14 protein-coding genes are annotated in these 15605 nt (G+C 63.0%); 4 read left to right on the forward strand and 10 right to left on the reverse strand.

All coding sequences use genetic code 11. The features are described from left to right. Positions 1-27 precede the first annotated feature (27 nt). The 10 genes from Pan44_RS10380 to Pan44_RS10420 all read right to left on the reverse strand — a co-directional run bounded on the left by Pan44_RS10380 (position 28) and on the right by Pan44_RS10420 (position 9142). Positions 28-2307, reverse strand: coding sequence for a hypothetical protein (locus Pan44_RS10380; RefSeq protein WP_145029862.1), 2280 nt, complete (start codon positions 2305-2307; stop codon positions 28-30). A gap of 321 nt (positions 2308-2628) precedes the next feature. Next, positions 2629-3981: a cytochrome B6 gene (locus Pan44_RS10385; protein ID WP_145029864.1), complete on the reverse strand. Its 1353-nt coding sequence runs from the start codon at positions 3979-3981 to the stop codon at positions 2629-2631. Positions 3982-4123: 142 nt separating this feature from the next. Continuing rightward, positions 4124-4468, reverse strand: coding sequence for a DUF488 domain-containing protein (locus Pan44_RS10390; protein WP_145029867.1), 345 nt, complete (start codon positions 4466-4468; stop codon positions 4124-4126). A 77-nt stretch (positions 4469-4545) separates the two neighbouring features. Further along, positions 4546-5553 (reverse strand): 6-bladed beta-propeller, encoded by a 1008-nt coding sequence (locus Pan44_RS10395; protein WP_145029869.1) that lies wholly within the window; start codon positions 5551-5553, stop codon positions 4546-4548. Positions 5554-5664: 111 nt separating this feature from the next. Continuing rightward, on the reverse strand, positions 5665-5799 hold the full coding sequence (locus tag Pan44_RS28085; protein WP_261342603.1) for a hypothetical protein: 135 nt from the start codon (positions 5797-5799) through the stop codon (positions 5665-5667). A 122-nt stretch (positions 5800-5921) separates the two neighbouring features. Beyond that, positions 5922-6101: a hypothetical protein gene (locus Pan44_RS10400; protein WP_145029871.1), complete on the reverse strand. Its 180-nt coding sequence runs from the start codon at positions 6099-6101 to the stop codon at positions 5922-5924. Next, complete coding sequence (locus tag Pan44_RS10405; RefSeq protein WP_145029873.1) at positions 6094-7236, reverse strand: serine hydrolase domain-containing protein; 1143 nt, start codon at positions 7234-7236, stop codon at positions 6094-6096. The genes Pan44_RS10400 and Pan44_RS10405 overlap by 8 nt, the downstream gene beginning before the upstream one ends. After that, on the reverse strand, positions 7233-7583 hold the full coding sequence (locus Pan44_RS10410; RefSeq protein WP_145029875.1) for an STAS domain-containing protein: 351 nt from the start codon (positions 7581-7583) through the stop codon (positions 7233-7235). Before Pan44_RS10410 ends, Pan44_RS10405 begins: the two co-directional genes overlap by 4 nt. Before the next feature lie 117 nt (positions 7584-7700). Then, positions 7701-8846: a cysteine desulfurase family protein gene (locus Pan44_RS10415; protein WP_145029877.1), complete on the reverse strand. Its 1146-nt coding sequence runs from the start codon at positions 8844-8846 to the stop codon at positions 7701-7703. 68 nt (positions 8847-8914) lie between these two features. Next, positions 8915-9142: a hypothetical protein gene (locus Pan44_RS10420; RefSeq protein WP_145029879.1), complete on the reverse strand. Its 228-nt coding sequence runs from the start codon at positions 9140-9142 to the stop codon at positions 8915-8917. A 465-nt stretch (positions 9143-9607) separates the two neighbouring features. Here Pan44_RS10420 and groES point away from each other — a divergent pair, with 465 nt between their 5' ends. The 4 genes from groES to Pan44_RS10440 all read left to right on the forward strand — a co-directional run bounded on the left by groES (position 9608) and on the right by Pan44_RS10440 (position 15583). Further along, positions 9608-9925: a co-chaperone GroES gene (gene groES, locus Pan44_RS10425; protein WP_145029881.1), complete on the forward strand. Its 318-nt coding sequence runs from the start codon at positions 9608-9610 to the stop codon at positions 9923-9925. 144 nt (positions 9926-10069) lie between these two features. After that, positions 10070-11689 carry a chaperonin GroEL gene (gene groL / locus Pan44_RS10430; protein ID WP_145029883.1) on the forward strand — a complete coding sequence of 540 codons (1620 nt, stop codon included), beginning with the start codon at positions 10070-10072 and terminating at the stop codon, positions 11687-11689. 373 nt (positions 11690-12062) lie between these two features. Further along, the gene (locus Pan44_RS10435; protein ID WP_145029885.1) at positions 12063-12926 is read left to right on the forward strand and encodes a slipin family protein; all 864 of its coding nucleotides are present in this window, start codon (positions 12063-12065) and stop codon (positions 12924-12926) included. Between the two features lie 464 nt (positions 12927-13390). Next, complete coding sequence (locus Pan44_RS10440) at positions 13391-15583, forward strand: cyanobactin maturation protease PatG family protein (protein ID WP_145029887.1); 2193 nt, start codon at positions 13391-13393, stop codon at positions 15581-15583. Positions 15584-15605: the final 22 nt, after the last annotated feature.

Consider the following 15605-nt stretch of genomic DNA (forward strand, 5'->3'; position numbering starts at 1 on the left):
CCTTCAGCGTTCCGAAAAACGCCTGACTCACTGCGCGACGACCGAAACCCAACCGTCCCGGGTGACCACATCGGTGACCCGCACGGGGATGTTCTTGTCGCCGCTCTTCATGTTCATCGTCGCCTTGACGCGGCGTTCGGGCGTCAGCCGGGCGATGTTGCTCCGCATCACGTTGGCGCGAACGATCTGCTCGCCGCGATTCTGCACCGGGCCGACAGGACGCACGGCGATCGTTCCGACGCGGTCGATCACGATCTCGTCGCCCTCGACGGTCATGCCGAGCGAGACTTCGATCTGCTGCGTCGGGATCGGATCGGCGCCTTCACGCTTCAGGCCGGTCCGCATGATCATCTTCACGATGCCATTGCTGACCTTGAACTTGATGGCGTCATGTTCATCGAACACGAAGACGGCCGTCTTGTCCTTTTCGTCCGGTGCAGGAACGTCCTCCACCTTGGAAGGCTCGTCGGCCTTCGTGGGCTCACTGGAATCCGTCGCCTCGTTGGCTTCGACCTTCTGCTCCAGCGGGCGTCCCAGAAGCTTCTCCATGCGGGCCCGCAGTTCGTCCTGCAGCTGCTGCTGGGTCAGCTCACGGCCGGCAAAATTCGCCCGCTCGATCGAGTTGTTCAGCAGGCTCTCATGCGTCTGGATCACGATGCCCCTGGACGGCATCGGGAGGTTCGGCCATTCGCTTCCGCCGAGCTCGAGGTCTTCCATGAGCCGGGCACGCACGAGGATGGCGTCATCCGTGCTGTTGACGTCGAGTTCCTGCGGGTACGACTCCAGCTCGCGGAGCGGACCGTAGAGCTTGGCTTCGAGTTGGGTCGACGCCTTGTCGAAGTTCTCGGCCACTTCGCTGTCGAGCCGTGGCTGAACCTGCGTCGTGATCTTCTGCCGAGTGATGGCGTTCGACTGCGGCATCTTCTCCTGAACCTTGCTCATCGCGATGCCGTTGGCGATGCCGCGGATGATCGGAAGGCGGATGCCCGTATCGACGCTCACGGGCTGGTTGTTCGCCGCGACCGAGACCACCGATCCCGAAGCGGTGAAGGCGTGGCCATCGAAGAAGGCGGCCTTCTCAGCGTGGAACCGGTGATTGCCGACCGTATGGGCCGTCGCCTGGCTCGTCACCGCCTGGGTGTTCGAACGGACATTGCCGTCGAGCATCAGGCAGAACTTCGCCGAACCGCTGTTCGGCATGATGTCCACGTTCAGCTGTGTGTTCGTGCACTGATAACCCGTCACGCGGGCTTCCATGATGCAGTCGTTGACCCAGCTTCCTTCGGAGCGGTTGGTTTCAAAGACGCGCTTCATGAAGCCTTCCGATGCCACAAGCCGGAAGTTGAAGTTCATGTAGTGCTTCCGAAGCACTTCCGACATCGCGGCTCCGCCATCGGCGGCGACCGCCTTCCACGCCGCGTACTGCTCGCGGATGGCCTGCGCCTCGAGTTCGCCCGACCGGACCTCGTATTCTTCGAGGGCCTGGAACATCGCGGCCCCGATGCGCTGCAGGTCGGCGACGTACGTCCCCGGATCGCGCTGCGTCGATGCTTCGAGCACCGTGTCGATCGCCCGCTCAAGCGTCACGAAAGAGGCCCGGTGCAGGAACTCGCGCTGTGCCTCGCCTTCCAGCGTGCTCCGGCCGGCGAGATTCACCTTCACCGTCTCGAGAAGTTCCGGCGACGTCGCCTTTTCCTGGGCGAGTGCCTTCAGCTGATCGGCGTGAACGTAGGGGAGCCATTTCCGGCCGTTGGGGTACCGGGAGACGTCCCGTTCGACGGTCGCAACCGCCTGTTCGAGCTTCCCGAGGGCCGTGGTCAGCTTCTTTTCCTGGGCGACGCCGACATTGGCTCGCTGGGCCTCGAGAATGACCCGGGCCACGTCCACACGGCGGCGCAGCCGGCCGTGCAGGTCGGAGAGAGCACCGTGAACGGCGCGATACTTGGAGTCGGCCAACGCCTTCTCCATCGTGCCGAGCTTGATCTCAACGTTGGCCAGGTCGACGTCGAGTTCGTCCAGATTCTCGTGCGGCCGGAAGACGTTCGAAACCGCGGTGGCGGCTTCGTCCGCCCAGGTGGCCCACGTTCCCGTGAGCGTCTGGAAGTCGTCAGCCGAGAGGCCAGCCGGAATCTCTTCCGGAAGAATGCCGTTCAGCGTCGGAGCAGCGCTGCCGTTGGCCGGCAGGGGCGGGAGGTCGTCGCTCCAGCCGGAGGTTCCCAGCGCGAGCACGCTGCAACCGAGAACGAGATGCTTCCACCGCCGGGCCAGGCCAGATTGACGAGCCGAGCGGGACTGTTTCCATACCATGTGTCAGCGACCTCCCCTTTGCATCGCCGGGCGTCCAAGCCACCTCTCCCGGGTCTCACTATCGACCGGGCGGGCTCGAAAAACTGCAGCAACCCGCACGGACGGAAGAACCGAACAGCAGGGTAGCCGGCGTAATTTGCGTAAGTGTCACGCGCGGAGCATGGCGTGCAACCCGGAAAACTTGCAAGTGTGGGGGAACGGGAAAGGTTTGCGGATTGGGCAGTCTGCGGGGAATGCTCTGCCGCAACTCCCTTGACCGTACACGAATACAGAAGGCCGCCCCCGAATCGACCTCGGGGGCGGCCTTTCGAAAAGTTGGAATTACAGGCAGCGCAGAAACGCGGTCAGGTCCGCTTTCTCTGCTCCCGTCAGCCGGGTTCCCAGAACGACGTTGAAGAACTCGACCGTGTCCTCGATCGTCATCAGACGGTCATCGTGCAGATACGGCGCGGAGTCTTTCAAGCCTCGCAGCGGGAACGTCTTGATCGGACCGTCGGCCGAGGCCATCCGCCCGTTGATCATCTTCGGTTTGAAGAACCGTTCTGTCTGCAGGTTGTGCATCAGGTTGTCGGTGAAGTACGGACCGGAATGGCAGACCGCGCACTGGGCCTTGCCGTGGAACAGCGCCTCACCGCGAAGCTCGCTTTCGGAGGCTTTCACCGAGTCGAGCTTCCCGAGGACGTTCAGCTTCGGGGCCGGCGGGAAGTCGAGCAGCTCCTGGAACTCGGCCATGTGATGCACCTGGCTGCCGCGCTCGAGGGGACTGATCCCCTTCTTGGCCGCAGTCATCGGATCGCCGTCGAAATAGGCGGCCCGCTGCTCGAACTCGGTGAAGTCTTCCACCGTTTTCAGCGCCCGCTGGGAACCAAACAGCCGCTGAATATTCACCCCGCGGAGCGAAGGAGTGTCGATCCGATGTCGATGCTCGTTGGGCCGGATATCGCCCACGGTGTGCGTGGCCGCGTTCGTATGGCCGTTGACGTGGCAATCGAAACAGCTGACGCCCAGCGAGGCAGCCAGGGAACGCCGGTCATCCGTCGCGTTAAACTGCTGCTGCGGGAACGGAGTGACCAGCAGCCGCAGGCCATCCAGTTGTTTCGGATTCAGGCAGTCCTTGAACAACTCGTAGTAGTTGGCCGTCGTGACCAGCTGTCCTTTGGAAACATCCCCCAGGTCGGGACGGGTCGTGAGGAAGATTGCCGGCGGGAACTCGGCGAGCATGTGGTCCGGGAGGTCGTAGTCGAGATCGAACCGGGTCAGGTCTCGACCAGTCTGCTTCTTGATCTCGTCGATTGTCGATTTGGGAAAGACCATTCCCCCCGCCTCATGGTGCGGATGGGGAAGCGGATAGAAACCGGCCGGCCAGAGGTCTTTGGCTTTGATCTCAGCCGGCGACATCGCCGCCAGCTGGTCCCAGGTGCCGCCCGCCGGAAGCTTGACCCGCACGCCCCCCTGGACGGGCTTCCCGCGCGTCGTGGTGACGCCCGCGGCTGGCTTGTTCGACAAGTCGTAGCGCTCTTCAAGGAGCTGCTTCTGCCGCTCGGCGAACTTCGGTTTGTCGGCGGTCGTCTGTTTGACGACCGCGTCGAATTCGGGATCAGCGAGGGCCAGCGTCGTCAGGGCTGCCAGGATGGCCGGCGCCAGCAGAACCATGTGCAGGGGCTTGCGCAACATTGTCGTTCTCCATGCGATCGCGATGCGACAGGGACAGTAGCGATGGCTTTATGGTATCTCCGACTTTTCGTGGAACAGCCCTGTTTCGGCTAATACCTCCAATAATGGATTTGCATGTCGCGCGACTGAGGAAAGGCGAGCCTCACATCTGTTCCAGCGTTTCGCGCAGGACCTGCGCGCTGTTGTGCACGTCATCTTTCGCCGCGTAGACGAACGTCACAGTTCCCTCGCTGGTTCGTTGCTTCAGAAGCGCCAGTAGATCGGCCTTCTTCTTCAACTCCGCGCGGTACCGCTTCTGGAACTCTGTCCACTTCTCCACGTCGTGGTTGAACCACTTGCGGAGTTCCGTGGTCGGCGCGAGGTCCTTGAGCCACAAGTCGATCGCCAGGGTCTCCTTGCGGACTCCGCGGGGCCACAGACGTTCGACGAGGATTCGCAGCCCGTCCCGCGGCGAGGCCTCTTCATAAGCACGCTTCAACCGGATCACCGGAAACTCCTCCGGGCACGAGGCGGACGGCTTTCACCGCGCGGCAGGTCGCGACATTTGTCGCGTCCGCGAATCCCTCAGTTCTTCACCCGCACGAGCTTCATGATCCGACCCGAGACGTTCCAGTCCTGGACGTACAGGTTCCCGTCCTTGTCCCACGAGGAGCCGTGAGTTCCGCTGAAGATGCCCTCGATCCACTGATCCTGCGGGATGGCGTAGCTCCTTCCCTTGGCCGGATCGGGATTGTGGCCGAGAACGGCCATGATCGTATTGCTCTTGTCGAGGATCACGACGCGGCCGTGGAGATCAGGCACTGAGACGTAGTCCCCCTGGATGGACGCGGACGTCGGCATGCCGAGGCCGGTAATCACTTCCTCGATGAAGTTGCCGTCGAGGTCGTAGTGCAGCAGCCGGCCCTTCGGTTCGTGGTTCCGGTCGCAGATCAGGAGCCGTGGCGGCGTGGAGCGCGTGTCGAGCACCATCCCGTGACAGGTCTTGAACTCCTTCAGTCCGTTGCCGGCGACGCCGAAGTGCTTGAGGTACTTTCCGTCCTTGTCGAACTTGAAGATGCGATTGCTGGCATAGCCGTCGGCCAGAAAGATGTCACCGTTGGGAGCCACCGTGATGGCCGTTGGATTGAACTTCTCCGGTTTCGGACCGGCTTCTTCGGGATACGTCAGCCGGAGCGCAATGGCGCCGTCCTGGGCATTGAACTTGATCCCTTCGCGGGCGTTGTTGCGGGCGCCGTACAGGAACTCGCCTTCCGCCTCGTCCCGGATCTTGAGGTCGTGGATCATCGTGTATTCGTCGGTGATGAAACGGCGGAGCACCTTGCCTTCCGGGTTGAAGACGACCACACCGAAGTTGGCGCTGACATAGATGCTGCCGTCCTTGCCGACCGCCACGCCGCCGTGCGTTCCCTTGGGGCCGAGCTGCGGCTTGCCTGCGTCATCCAGTCCCCAGCCGGGAACGGTGTCGAAAGTCATGATGCCGCAGCCCATGCGAACGGGCTCAGCCTTTTCCGCGGCGGGCAGCGAAGCCGCGAATCCCAGAATCAGACCGACAACTGCAGAACTCGACCGCATGTTCATGACCTGGCGCCTGATCGGAGAGTGTCGAAACGTTGCAGCGGCCAACATCGCAGAACCCGGCAGGAAGGCAAGCGTCGGACTTCCCCCGAACGCGTCACTTCCATCTCACCATCTGATATCGCGCAGTGCAGCGAGCACGCGAAATGCGACCATGATCAGCCCTGTCGCGACAAGCGTCATGAATGGCAGGAGCGGCCACGACAGCAGAAACAGCACGCAAAGATCGACGATCGATTCCATAGTCCAACCCTTTTGAATCGACTCTCACGAAGGAGATTCAGGGCGGCGGTCGTCAGCTCGCACAGAAGCCTCGCTCACCCCGGTGGCCAGGTGCTAGACCCAAGTTTGTCCACGAACGGCGCTCAACGCGTTGCGATGAGGAAGCCCGCGATGACAACCGCAGATGTTGCCAATGCGGCAAGCGGGAAGATCCCGATGATGATCAGGAACGCAATGACGACCCATTCTCCCATGCCGATCTCTCCCGCGCTGGACTGCCCAGGCCGGGTCTTGAACCGTCGGGCGGGATGATCTTTAACCACGAATCGCTGCGGTGATCGCGTTGGACAGCTTCACGATTGGCGAGCGATCTTTCTCGACCGGCTGAGACGACAGGATCACCGCGGCTGTCTGGTTCTCGCGGTTCATCCAGAACAGCGTCCCCGTCGCGCCCCAGTGACCAAAAGCGGAGGCCGGCAACAGGTCGCTCAGGCAGGCCGGATGTGCCGGCCAGTTGAGCCGCCATCCATAGCCCCACGGGCGCGTCCGGCGATCGGCTTCGGGAACGTCCGGGAAGTCGTCCAGTCGGTTTGTGGTGGAAAGACTCGCCGTTGCCGGCGAAAGCACGCGAACGCCTCCCAGCGATCCGTCGCCGAGCATCATCGCACAGAATCTGGCGAGATCGCCGGCCGTCGAAAGCATTCCGCCCCACGGAGCGCCGAGCTGCTGCCAGTATCGACTGTTCCAGTTCCAGTCGTTCCCGCCCGCCATCTCGCCGGGAACGCGAATCTCGGCGACAGGACTTTCCACGATCGGACGCACGTCCCCCAGGCTGGTCGACGTCATCCCGAGAGGATCGAAAAACGTTTCCTTGAGAAACCGGCCGCACGAGATACCAGAGACCGATTCGATGATCTCCCCCAGCAGTGCGTATCCGAGGCTCTGGTACTGCACTCCCCGACCCGGCGGAAAATCGAGCCCGATCGCGCACGCGCCGTTGACGAACTCCGCCAATGGAGCGTGCTCTTTGCGCAGGGGAACATTGTTCGGCAGTGAATCGGGGAGGCCCGAGGTGTGTGTCAGCAGGTGACGGACGGTCGTCGGACGTTTTGCAGCGTCGCGATACGCGGGGATGAGGTCCCGGACCCTGTCGTTCAAACCGATGCGTCCCTGCTCGACCAGCGTTATCAGGCCCATCGCCACGACCGGCTTGGTCAGGGACGCGACAACGAACCGGTCGCCCGGCTCGACCTTCGCGTCAGCATCCGCCAGGCGCCGCCGGCCGAAGGCAAGCGGCGCGATGCACCGATTGCCCCGCACGACGCACAATGACAGGGCCGGCAGGAGATCCCGGCCGGTGAGTTCCTGACAAAGGTCCAGCACCCGCTGCCAGCGGTCGAAATCGATACCGCATTCGCCGACGGACGCCACCTTCAGCCCACTGCCATCCCCAGTCATGCCTGGTCGTTCCGCCGCGCGCTGAAATCGATTTCGTGAATCGGCATCAGTCGATTGAGATTGGTCGTCTCGAGCACTTCCCGCACATCGGGCGAGGGGTTGTAGAGATGCACATTGACCCCCAGGCCACGCACGGACGCCATCAGGCCCAGGAATCCGCTGGGGATCAGCCGCACACCCGTGAGATCGAATCCCAGGGTCTTCGCTTTTGCGGACTGCAGCAGCTTGACGAGTTCTTCCCGGCAGAGCGCCAGGTTGATGTCGTCCAGCACATCACGATTGCCAAAGCCGACCACCGTCGTCGGGCCCGCATCATAGACATCCAGAATCGCATCGCTTGTTGGCATTGATGACCCTATCGCGATCGAACGTCCCCGCGGCCGCCGCCCCACTGGTTGAAGTGTAGCAGTCGGTCGACCGCAAAGCAGTGGAGGCGTTCACGAGGCGCTCTGCGCCGCCGTCGCTCACAGCCCGGTCAATCGGGCCACCACCTGGGCAATCCGACGTACGGAGTCATCAATCTCTTCGGCCGTGTTCGTCCATCCGACGCTGAACCGCAACGACGACCTCGCAACCGATTCAGAGCACCCCATCGCCAGCAGAATCGGAGCCGGCTCGGACGACCCACTCGCACAGGCGCTTCCCAGTGAAGCACACACGCCCGCCAGGTCGAGGGCCACCAGGAGGGCGTCTCCGTCGCAGCCAGGAAACGCAATGTTCGACGTGTTCGGCAGCCGGGGCGCGCCCGCAGCGTGAACGAACGATCCCGGCACGGCCGCAAGCACACCCGCTTCGAAGCGGTCTCGAAGCGCCCCGAGCCGTCGAGTCCGGTCGTCACGATCGAGTTGCCACAGTTCGAGCGACTTCGCCATTCCCGCCGCCAGCGAAGTGACTTCCGTGCCCGGCCGCATCCCCGATTCCTGGTGTCCGCCGAAGGCCATCGCCGGGAGGCGGGAACCGGTTCGGACGAGCAGCACGCCGATTCCGCGGGGCCCCCCGAATTTGTGCGCCGCGATCGACATCGTCGTCGCCCCGCTGGCTCGGAAGTCGACGTCGACCTTGCCCGCCGCCTGCACCGCGTCGACGTGAAACGGAATCCTTCCCCCCAGGCACTCTGTCCCCCACGGGCCGACTTCGCGGATCACCCCGGTTTCGTTGTGCGCCAGCATCATGGTCGCGAAGCCGATCGTCGCACTCGGGCCATCCGGCGGCGACAGCATCTCAGCGGCCACGGCCGGGAGCCCTTCCGGTGACATCGGGATCGTGCAGCGACGCCAGCCGCGGGCTTCCAGTTCCTTCAGCGGCTCTTCGATCGACGGGTGCTCCCCCTCCATTGCGGCGAACGTGCCCGATCGGCCGCGAGCGAAACCGAACAGGGCGAGATTGTTGGCTTCGGTTCCGCCGCTGGTGAAAACGATCTCTGACGGCGCCGCGTCGAGCACCTGGCCGATGATTTCGCGGGCCTCATCGAGAACCCGGCGCGCCACTCGGCCGCCGGCATGTCGGCTTCCGGGATTGGCGAAAGCCTCGCGGGAAATGCGAGCCACGGTTTCGACCACCTCCGGAAGGGGAGGCGTCGTCGCGTTGTGGTCCAGATAGATCGAAGACATTCGTCCCGCTCAGTCCCTCGGTCCCGCCGGGGGGGCGTCGCCCGAACTGTCCTGAGCAAGCCGTGCGTTCACCGGGTCACGATCTCTCGAACCAGGCTCTTGGCTGCCTTGTGGGCGTGCTTGATCGCGAAGACGCGGGTTTCGATCTGCTCTTCCGTGTAGTAGCGACCGCTCTCACTGGTCGGCAGGCCTGCCAGCGCCAGCGTCAGCGGCAGCAGGTCCATGAATTCCTTGTATCGCCGCGCCAGGTCGGACGATTGCGAAGTCCCGGAGGTGGAAGGAGATGGTTCAGCCACGTCGTACTCCGCAGACCGTCAAAAACAGGTGTCCCTCATCACAGTTGCGACCGCCCGCCGGTCGACCCTTGCCACCATACCGTGCGCCGCCCGCCATCAGCAAGAACCGACAGGGAGAGCCCTGAATTCCGTCTGCGGTCCGCGACTCGAAGACCGCGAAAGTTCACTCGGACCAGTGACGTGGGCCGGTTCTGCCATTCCGGCAGGTGTTCACACGGTTCGACAGCCTCATTCCCGCCGATCCGGCGATACGTCCTGTCGAGGAAATCTTGTAATTGACCAATTTGGAACGACTTACGTTACTTGTGGTTATTGGTACACCCTTCGCTATGGCCCCCTGTGCGTTCCGGTGCGCCCAGATTCTTGCCGCACTCCGACAAACAGGACGCCGAGCACTGATGCTCGTGATTGAAATCAATCGGCTTCACTCAGCCCGTATTCGACGAGAGGTTTGGGGGTTCAACGATGGCGAAGAAGGTCGCAGCGAAATCCGGCAGCATCAAGCTCGTGCCGTTGGGCGACAAGGTCGTTCTCAAGCGTCAGGCCGCGGAATCCAAGACCGCCGGCGGCATCGTCCTCCCCGACTCCGCGAAGGATAAGCCCCAGAAGGGCGAGATTCTGGCTGTCGGCGAAGGCCACGTGAAGAAGGACGGCACCCGCGTCGCCCTGACCGTGAAGCCCGGCGACCGCGTCATTTTCTCCAGCTACGCCGGCGACGAAATCAAGGTCAATGACGAGGAATACCTCCTCCTCCGCGAGTCCGACATCCTCGCGACGTACTAAAGAGGTCAGAGGCCGGACGTCAGAGGTCAGTGATCTTCTGTCGGGCCTGACTGCGAATGACTGAGGACCGGGTACTGAGGACTCAGTACCGCCTCCACCCCGAACACACCTCCACCACACATAAGCTCCCGGAGCACATCACTCATGGCCAAGATGATTGCCTTTGACCAGGAAGCCCAGGAAGCGATGCGTCGCGGCGTCTCGAAACTCGCCCGCGCCGTTCGCGTCACCCTCGGCCCCAAAGGTCGCAACGTCATCCTCGAAAAGTCGTTCGGTTCGCCGACCGTCACGAAGGACGGCGTCACCGTCGCCCGCGAAATCGAACTGACCGACAAGTTCGAAGACATGGGCGCCCGCATGGTTCGCGAAGTCGCCTCGAAGACCTCGGACGTCGCCGGTGACGGCACGACCACCGCGACCATCATGGCCGAAGCCATCTACAACGAAGGCCTCAAGGCCGTCGTCGCCGGCGTCAGCCCGCTCGAAATGAAGCGCGGCATGGATAAGGCCGTCGCCGACATCACCGCGAAGCTCAAAGACGCGGCAATCAAGTGCGACAAGAAGGAAGCCATCGCCCAGGTCGGCACCGTCGCCGCCAACGGCGACAAGACGATCGGTGAAATCCTCGCCAACGCGATGGAACAGGTCGGCAAGGACGGCGTCATCACCGTCGAAGAAGGCAAGAGCCTGACCACCGACTTCGAAGTCGTCGAAGGCATGCAGTTCGACCGCGGCTATCTGTCCCCCTACTTCGTCACCGATCCGCAGTCGATGGAGTGCGTCCTCGAAGACGCCTACGTCCTGGTGCACGAAAAGAAGATCTCGTCGATCAAGGACCTCGTCCCGGTTCTCGAGAAGGTTGTCAACAGCGGCAAGCCGCTGCTGATCATCGCCGAAGAAGTCGAAGGCGAAGCCCTCGCGACTCTCGTGATCAACAAGCTCCGCGGCACGTTCAAGATCGCCGCCGTCAAGGCTCCTGGCTACGGCGACCGCCGCAAGGCCATGCTGCAGGACGTCTCGATCATGTGCGGCGGCCAGGCCATCTTCGAAGACCTCGGCATCAAGCTGGAAAACATCCAGCTGACCGACCTCGGTCGCGTGAAGAAGGTCGTCATCGACAAGGACAACACGACCCTGATCGAAGGCGCCGGCAAGACGGCCGATATCAAGGCCCGCGTCGACCAGATCCGCAAGGAACGGGAAGGCTCGAGCAGCGACTACGACCGCGAGAAGCTCGATGAGCGGATCGCGAAGCTCTCCGGCGGCGTGGCCCAGATCAACGTCGGGGCCGCCACCGAAAGCGAAATGAAGGAGAAGAAGGCCCGCGTCGAAGACGCCCTCCACGCGACCCGTGCGGCTGTCGAAGAAGGCATCCTCCCCGGCGGCGGCGTCGCTCTGCTTCGCGCCAGCACCGCGGTGAAGCCCGGCGAACTGACCCACGACGAAGAAGTGGGTTACAACATCATCCGCCGCGCCTGCCGCGCTCCGCTGACGCAGATCTCCAACAACGCCGGCAAGGACGGCTCGGTCATCTGCGAGAAGGTCTCGGAGATGAAGGGCAACATGGGTTACAACGCCGCGACCGACACCTACGAAGACCTCGTAAAGTCGGGCGTCATCGACCCGGTGAAGGTCACCCGCACCGCCCTCCAGAACTCGTCGTCGGTCGCCACCCTCCTGCTCACCAGCGATGCCCTCATCGCCGAAGCGCCGAAGGACGACCACCACGACAGCAAGAATGGCGGCGCTGACGACATGTACTAAGAGCCAGTGAGCCGGATGCGTCAGCGTCCGGAGCATTGAGAGTGATCACCACGAAAGCCCGGCTTCTCCAGGAAGCCGGGCTTTTTCGTTTTGGACGCGAACCTCGACGCCGCCCGCGTTATCTTCTTAATCCAGTCGGCCAGGCCGACGATGATCCGGCCGCCACTCGGGGCGGACGCTGTCGACATCAGTCAGCGTTGCTGGTTCGAATCCAGTCCAGACCATTCGCCCCGGCGGGATCAGGAGCGGGCAAACAAATGGTTCCTGCGATCTCCTCTCGGAAGGATCGCTCAGATTTGCCTGATCTGGATGCCCGTTCTCCACATCGATTCCGCTTCGGGGCACTTACACGCGGTCGACAGGAGTCTGCAGCATGACGATCTCCAACCCGGGAACAGAGTTCATCGTCAAAACCACCCATCGCGGGCTCTGGTACGAGAACGGAAAACTCACGAAGGTCCTTGATGCCGGACGGTATGAAATCCCCAAGCGCTCGGCGTGGCGGCGCACTGATCCGAACGTCGAGTGCGTTCTCGTGGATGTCCGTGAACGCGACCTCACGATCAAAGGCCAGGAAATCCTCACGGCCGACAAGGTTGCGATCCGGGTCAGCATCCTCGTGCAGTTTCGCGTGACGGATCCGACCGCCGCGGTGCACAACGTCGAGAACTTCGAGGACCGGCTCTACAGCGATGTTCAACTCGCCGCACGCCGCGCACTCGCCTCAATGGTGCTCGAAGAGATCCTGACCAACCGGAACAAGCTCAGCGAGCAGATCCTGGCAGAGGTCACGGAAGTCGCGGCCGGTTACGGCGTGAACATCCGTCGGGCCGACGTGAAGGATCTGCTCTTTCCCGGCAATCTCCAGGAGATCATGAATCGCGTCCTCGCTGCCGAGCGGCACAGCCAGGCCCAGTTGGTGGAAGCGCGCACGAAGGCGGAGGTGGAGGAGATTCAGGCGCGGTCCCGCGCGGAGACGCGGCGTGTGGAAGCGGAAGCAGAGGCGGCCGCCCGGCGGCTTCAGGATCAGGCGGAAGCCGAAGCCGTCCGCCTGCGCGCGTCTGCTGAAGCACACACCTACGCCGAGCGGTCGAAGTCGGCCAGCGTCCTGGCGCAGCATCCGGCGCTGCTTCGTCTCACGGAACTCGAGACGCTGCAGACGCTGGCCCAGAACGCCAACGCGCGGCTGTACATCGGCTTCGACGACCGCGGCTTTCGAATGCACAGCGACGCATGATCGGCACGATGGGGCGTGGGCGACCCGGCCGAAACTTGCGACCGACTTGATCGGAATGTCGGGCTTCAAACTCGAGGCCCGACACTCTTGTTGCGCCACGTCGCCGCAGAGATTCCTGCCGCGGCGGCTCTTCTCCGGGGCCGTCGGGGGAGAATCGATCCGCCATCGCCATGACAACTAGCTGACAGACCTCTCCGCCATAGTCTCTCTGGGCCGAGGCGGGGCATTGCGGACCTTTCAAGCCATGACGGCGCAGCGAAGGTCGGCGGGAACGCGCTGTGTCGGCGGGGCGCGGGACACGAACTCTCGGGGCCGAGAGTTCGTCGGTTGCAAAGGGAGGGGCGACGTTGCTTCAGCGTCGGGGCCAACTCGAGCACGGGGTGAACCGGCATGGACTTGCTGGTTCAGGATCAATCCCGCACGGCGCAACCGGGTCGCAACGCCGATCCGCCCTCGCCGGGAACGTGCGCACCTCGGAACGCGAAGCGGTGGCGGACCGCGGCGCCAAGGCAGGCACGCTCCACATTCCGGGACTGACGGATCTCTGGTCCGCGACGAAGGGCGATCCGCGGATCATGATTGCCGTCCTGGATGGTCCGGTCAGCCTGGCCCATCCTGCTTTCTCCGGCGCTCGCCTGAGCGTGGCTGGAGTGCACGGCGAGGCAACCGGCGCCTCGGCCGCGCACGGGACGCATGTCGCGAGCGTGATCTTCGGCCAGCATGTCGGGCCTGTCGCGGGGATTGCTCCGAATTGTCGCGGCGTGATCATCCCCGTGTTCAAGGACGGAGCGGACGGGCGAGTCGCGCCCTGTTCACAGATCCGCCTGGCGGAGGCCATCACTCTGGCCGTGGAATTCTCCGTGAAGAATGGGGCGGACTTTCTTGTCATCAATATCAGCGGCGGTGAGTTCACTCCGTCCGGAGAAGCTCATCCCATCCTGGAGAAAGTCGTTCGTGGATGCGATCGACGAAAAGTGTTGATCGTTGCTGCGGCAGGGAATCAGGGGTGTGACTGCCTGCACATTCCTGGCGCGATTCCATCTGTTCTGGCCGTCGGCGCCATGAACTCGGAAGGTCATCCGCTCGAGTTCAGCAATTGGGGAGCCGCGTACCAGGCCCAGGGTGTTCTGGCCCCGGGTGAAAACATCCTCGGAGCATCTCCGTCCGGCGAGGTCGCTGCCCACACAGGAACAAGCTATGCGACTCCCATCGTGGCGGGCGTCGCAGCGCTGCTGCTCTCGTTGCAGCTGCGCCATGGAATTCATCCCTCGGCTGCCAGCGTACGTGAGTCGATTCTCGGGTCCGCCTTGGGATGTCAACACCGGCCGGTGAAGGATTGCCGCCGACTTCTGGCAGGACGGCTGAACATTCCCGGTGCAATCGCACTCTCACTCAGCAAAGGGCAGGCTTCGATGGACTCACACCTCGAATTGGGATACAGCGGAACTCCAGGCAATGTTCTTCCACAGGGCGATGGGGTGGCCGCAGACGTGACGACGTCTGCGGCGTCAATTGAGACGCCCCTGCCATTCTCTCAAGTCACGTGTTCGTCGATCGAAAACTCGATGCCGGAACTGGTGATGCCGTCCGATTGTGGATGCGGCGGAAAGAAGACCTCGGCTCCCTCCTTCCAGAAGGTCTACGCCATCGGGAAGCTGAGCTTCGACTATGGCACGCGGCAGCGGCGTGAATACTTCGCGAACCGGATCGGCGGCGATCCGGAGAACCATACCAATCTCTTTAACTACCTCACGGCCCGGCCAGTAACAGTCGACGACGCCGGGACTCCCATCCAGGCGTTCGACGCCACCGGCAGGCCGATTCTCAACGACGCGGGAAATCCGCTTTACCTCGGTCTTCCACACTACACGATCCTGAACGGTCCCCAGTTCGCCAACCGCACGGACGTCACCGCGCTGACCTGGATTCTCAAGATCGATGAGACGCCGATCTATGCCATCAATCCCATGGGGCCATTTGCGTTCGAAACCCACGACACTCTGACGGCCTTTCTCAGGAGTCAACTGCCGCCCCCACCTCCGCCTGAAGATCCGGAAGGACGCCGGCCCCGAAGAGGCCGAAGAGAGGAGCCAGTGCAACTCCCGGGGATCGTCTACGGAGAGGGAGTCGAACGGATTGCCGTGCCGGGCGTGATCATTGGGGAGACGCGTCTGTACACCGGTGAGCAGGTGCCGGTCCTGGCGCCCGATCACCGCGGAATTGCCAACTGGACGACGGACGCGTTGATCGACGCCATCACCGCTCACTTTCCGGCCGGTGGCGACGATCTGGGAGGACGCGGAGCCATCGAGATGACCAGGGACATCCTGGACCGGATGTATGAGCTCACGAGAAACCTGGGCATCTCGTCACGAGATCGGGCGCTCAACTACGCCGCGACCGATGCGCTGCAGCTCCAGGGCATCCTGGCCGACCCCGCCAACCAGTCGCGTTTCGTCGGAATGGAACTGGACACGATCGAGGTGGAGAAGAGTCCGATCTGCCGGCCGGATTACGACTGCTGGGACGTGGTGATCATCTTCTTCAATCCGGACAACCTCCAGCAGGCGCGTCGCGGAATCCGGTACACGATCGATGTCAGTGATGTGATGCCGCACATCCTGTCCGGATCACAGAGGGTCTTCACGTTGCGCTGATCAGTCGTCACCGAACCCACTC

This window comes from Caulifigura coniformis (assembly GCF_007745175.1).
GTDB lineage: Bacteria > Planctomycetota > Planctomycetia > Planctomycetales > Planctomycetaceae > Caulifigura > Caulifigura coniformis.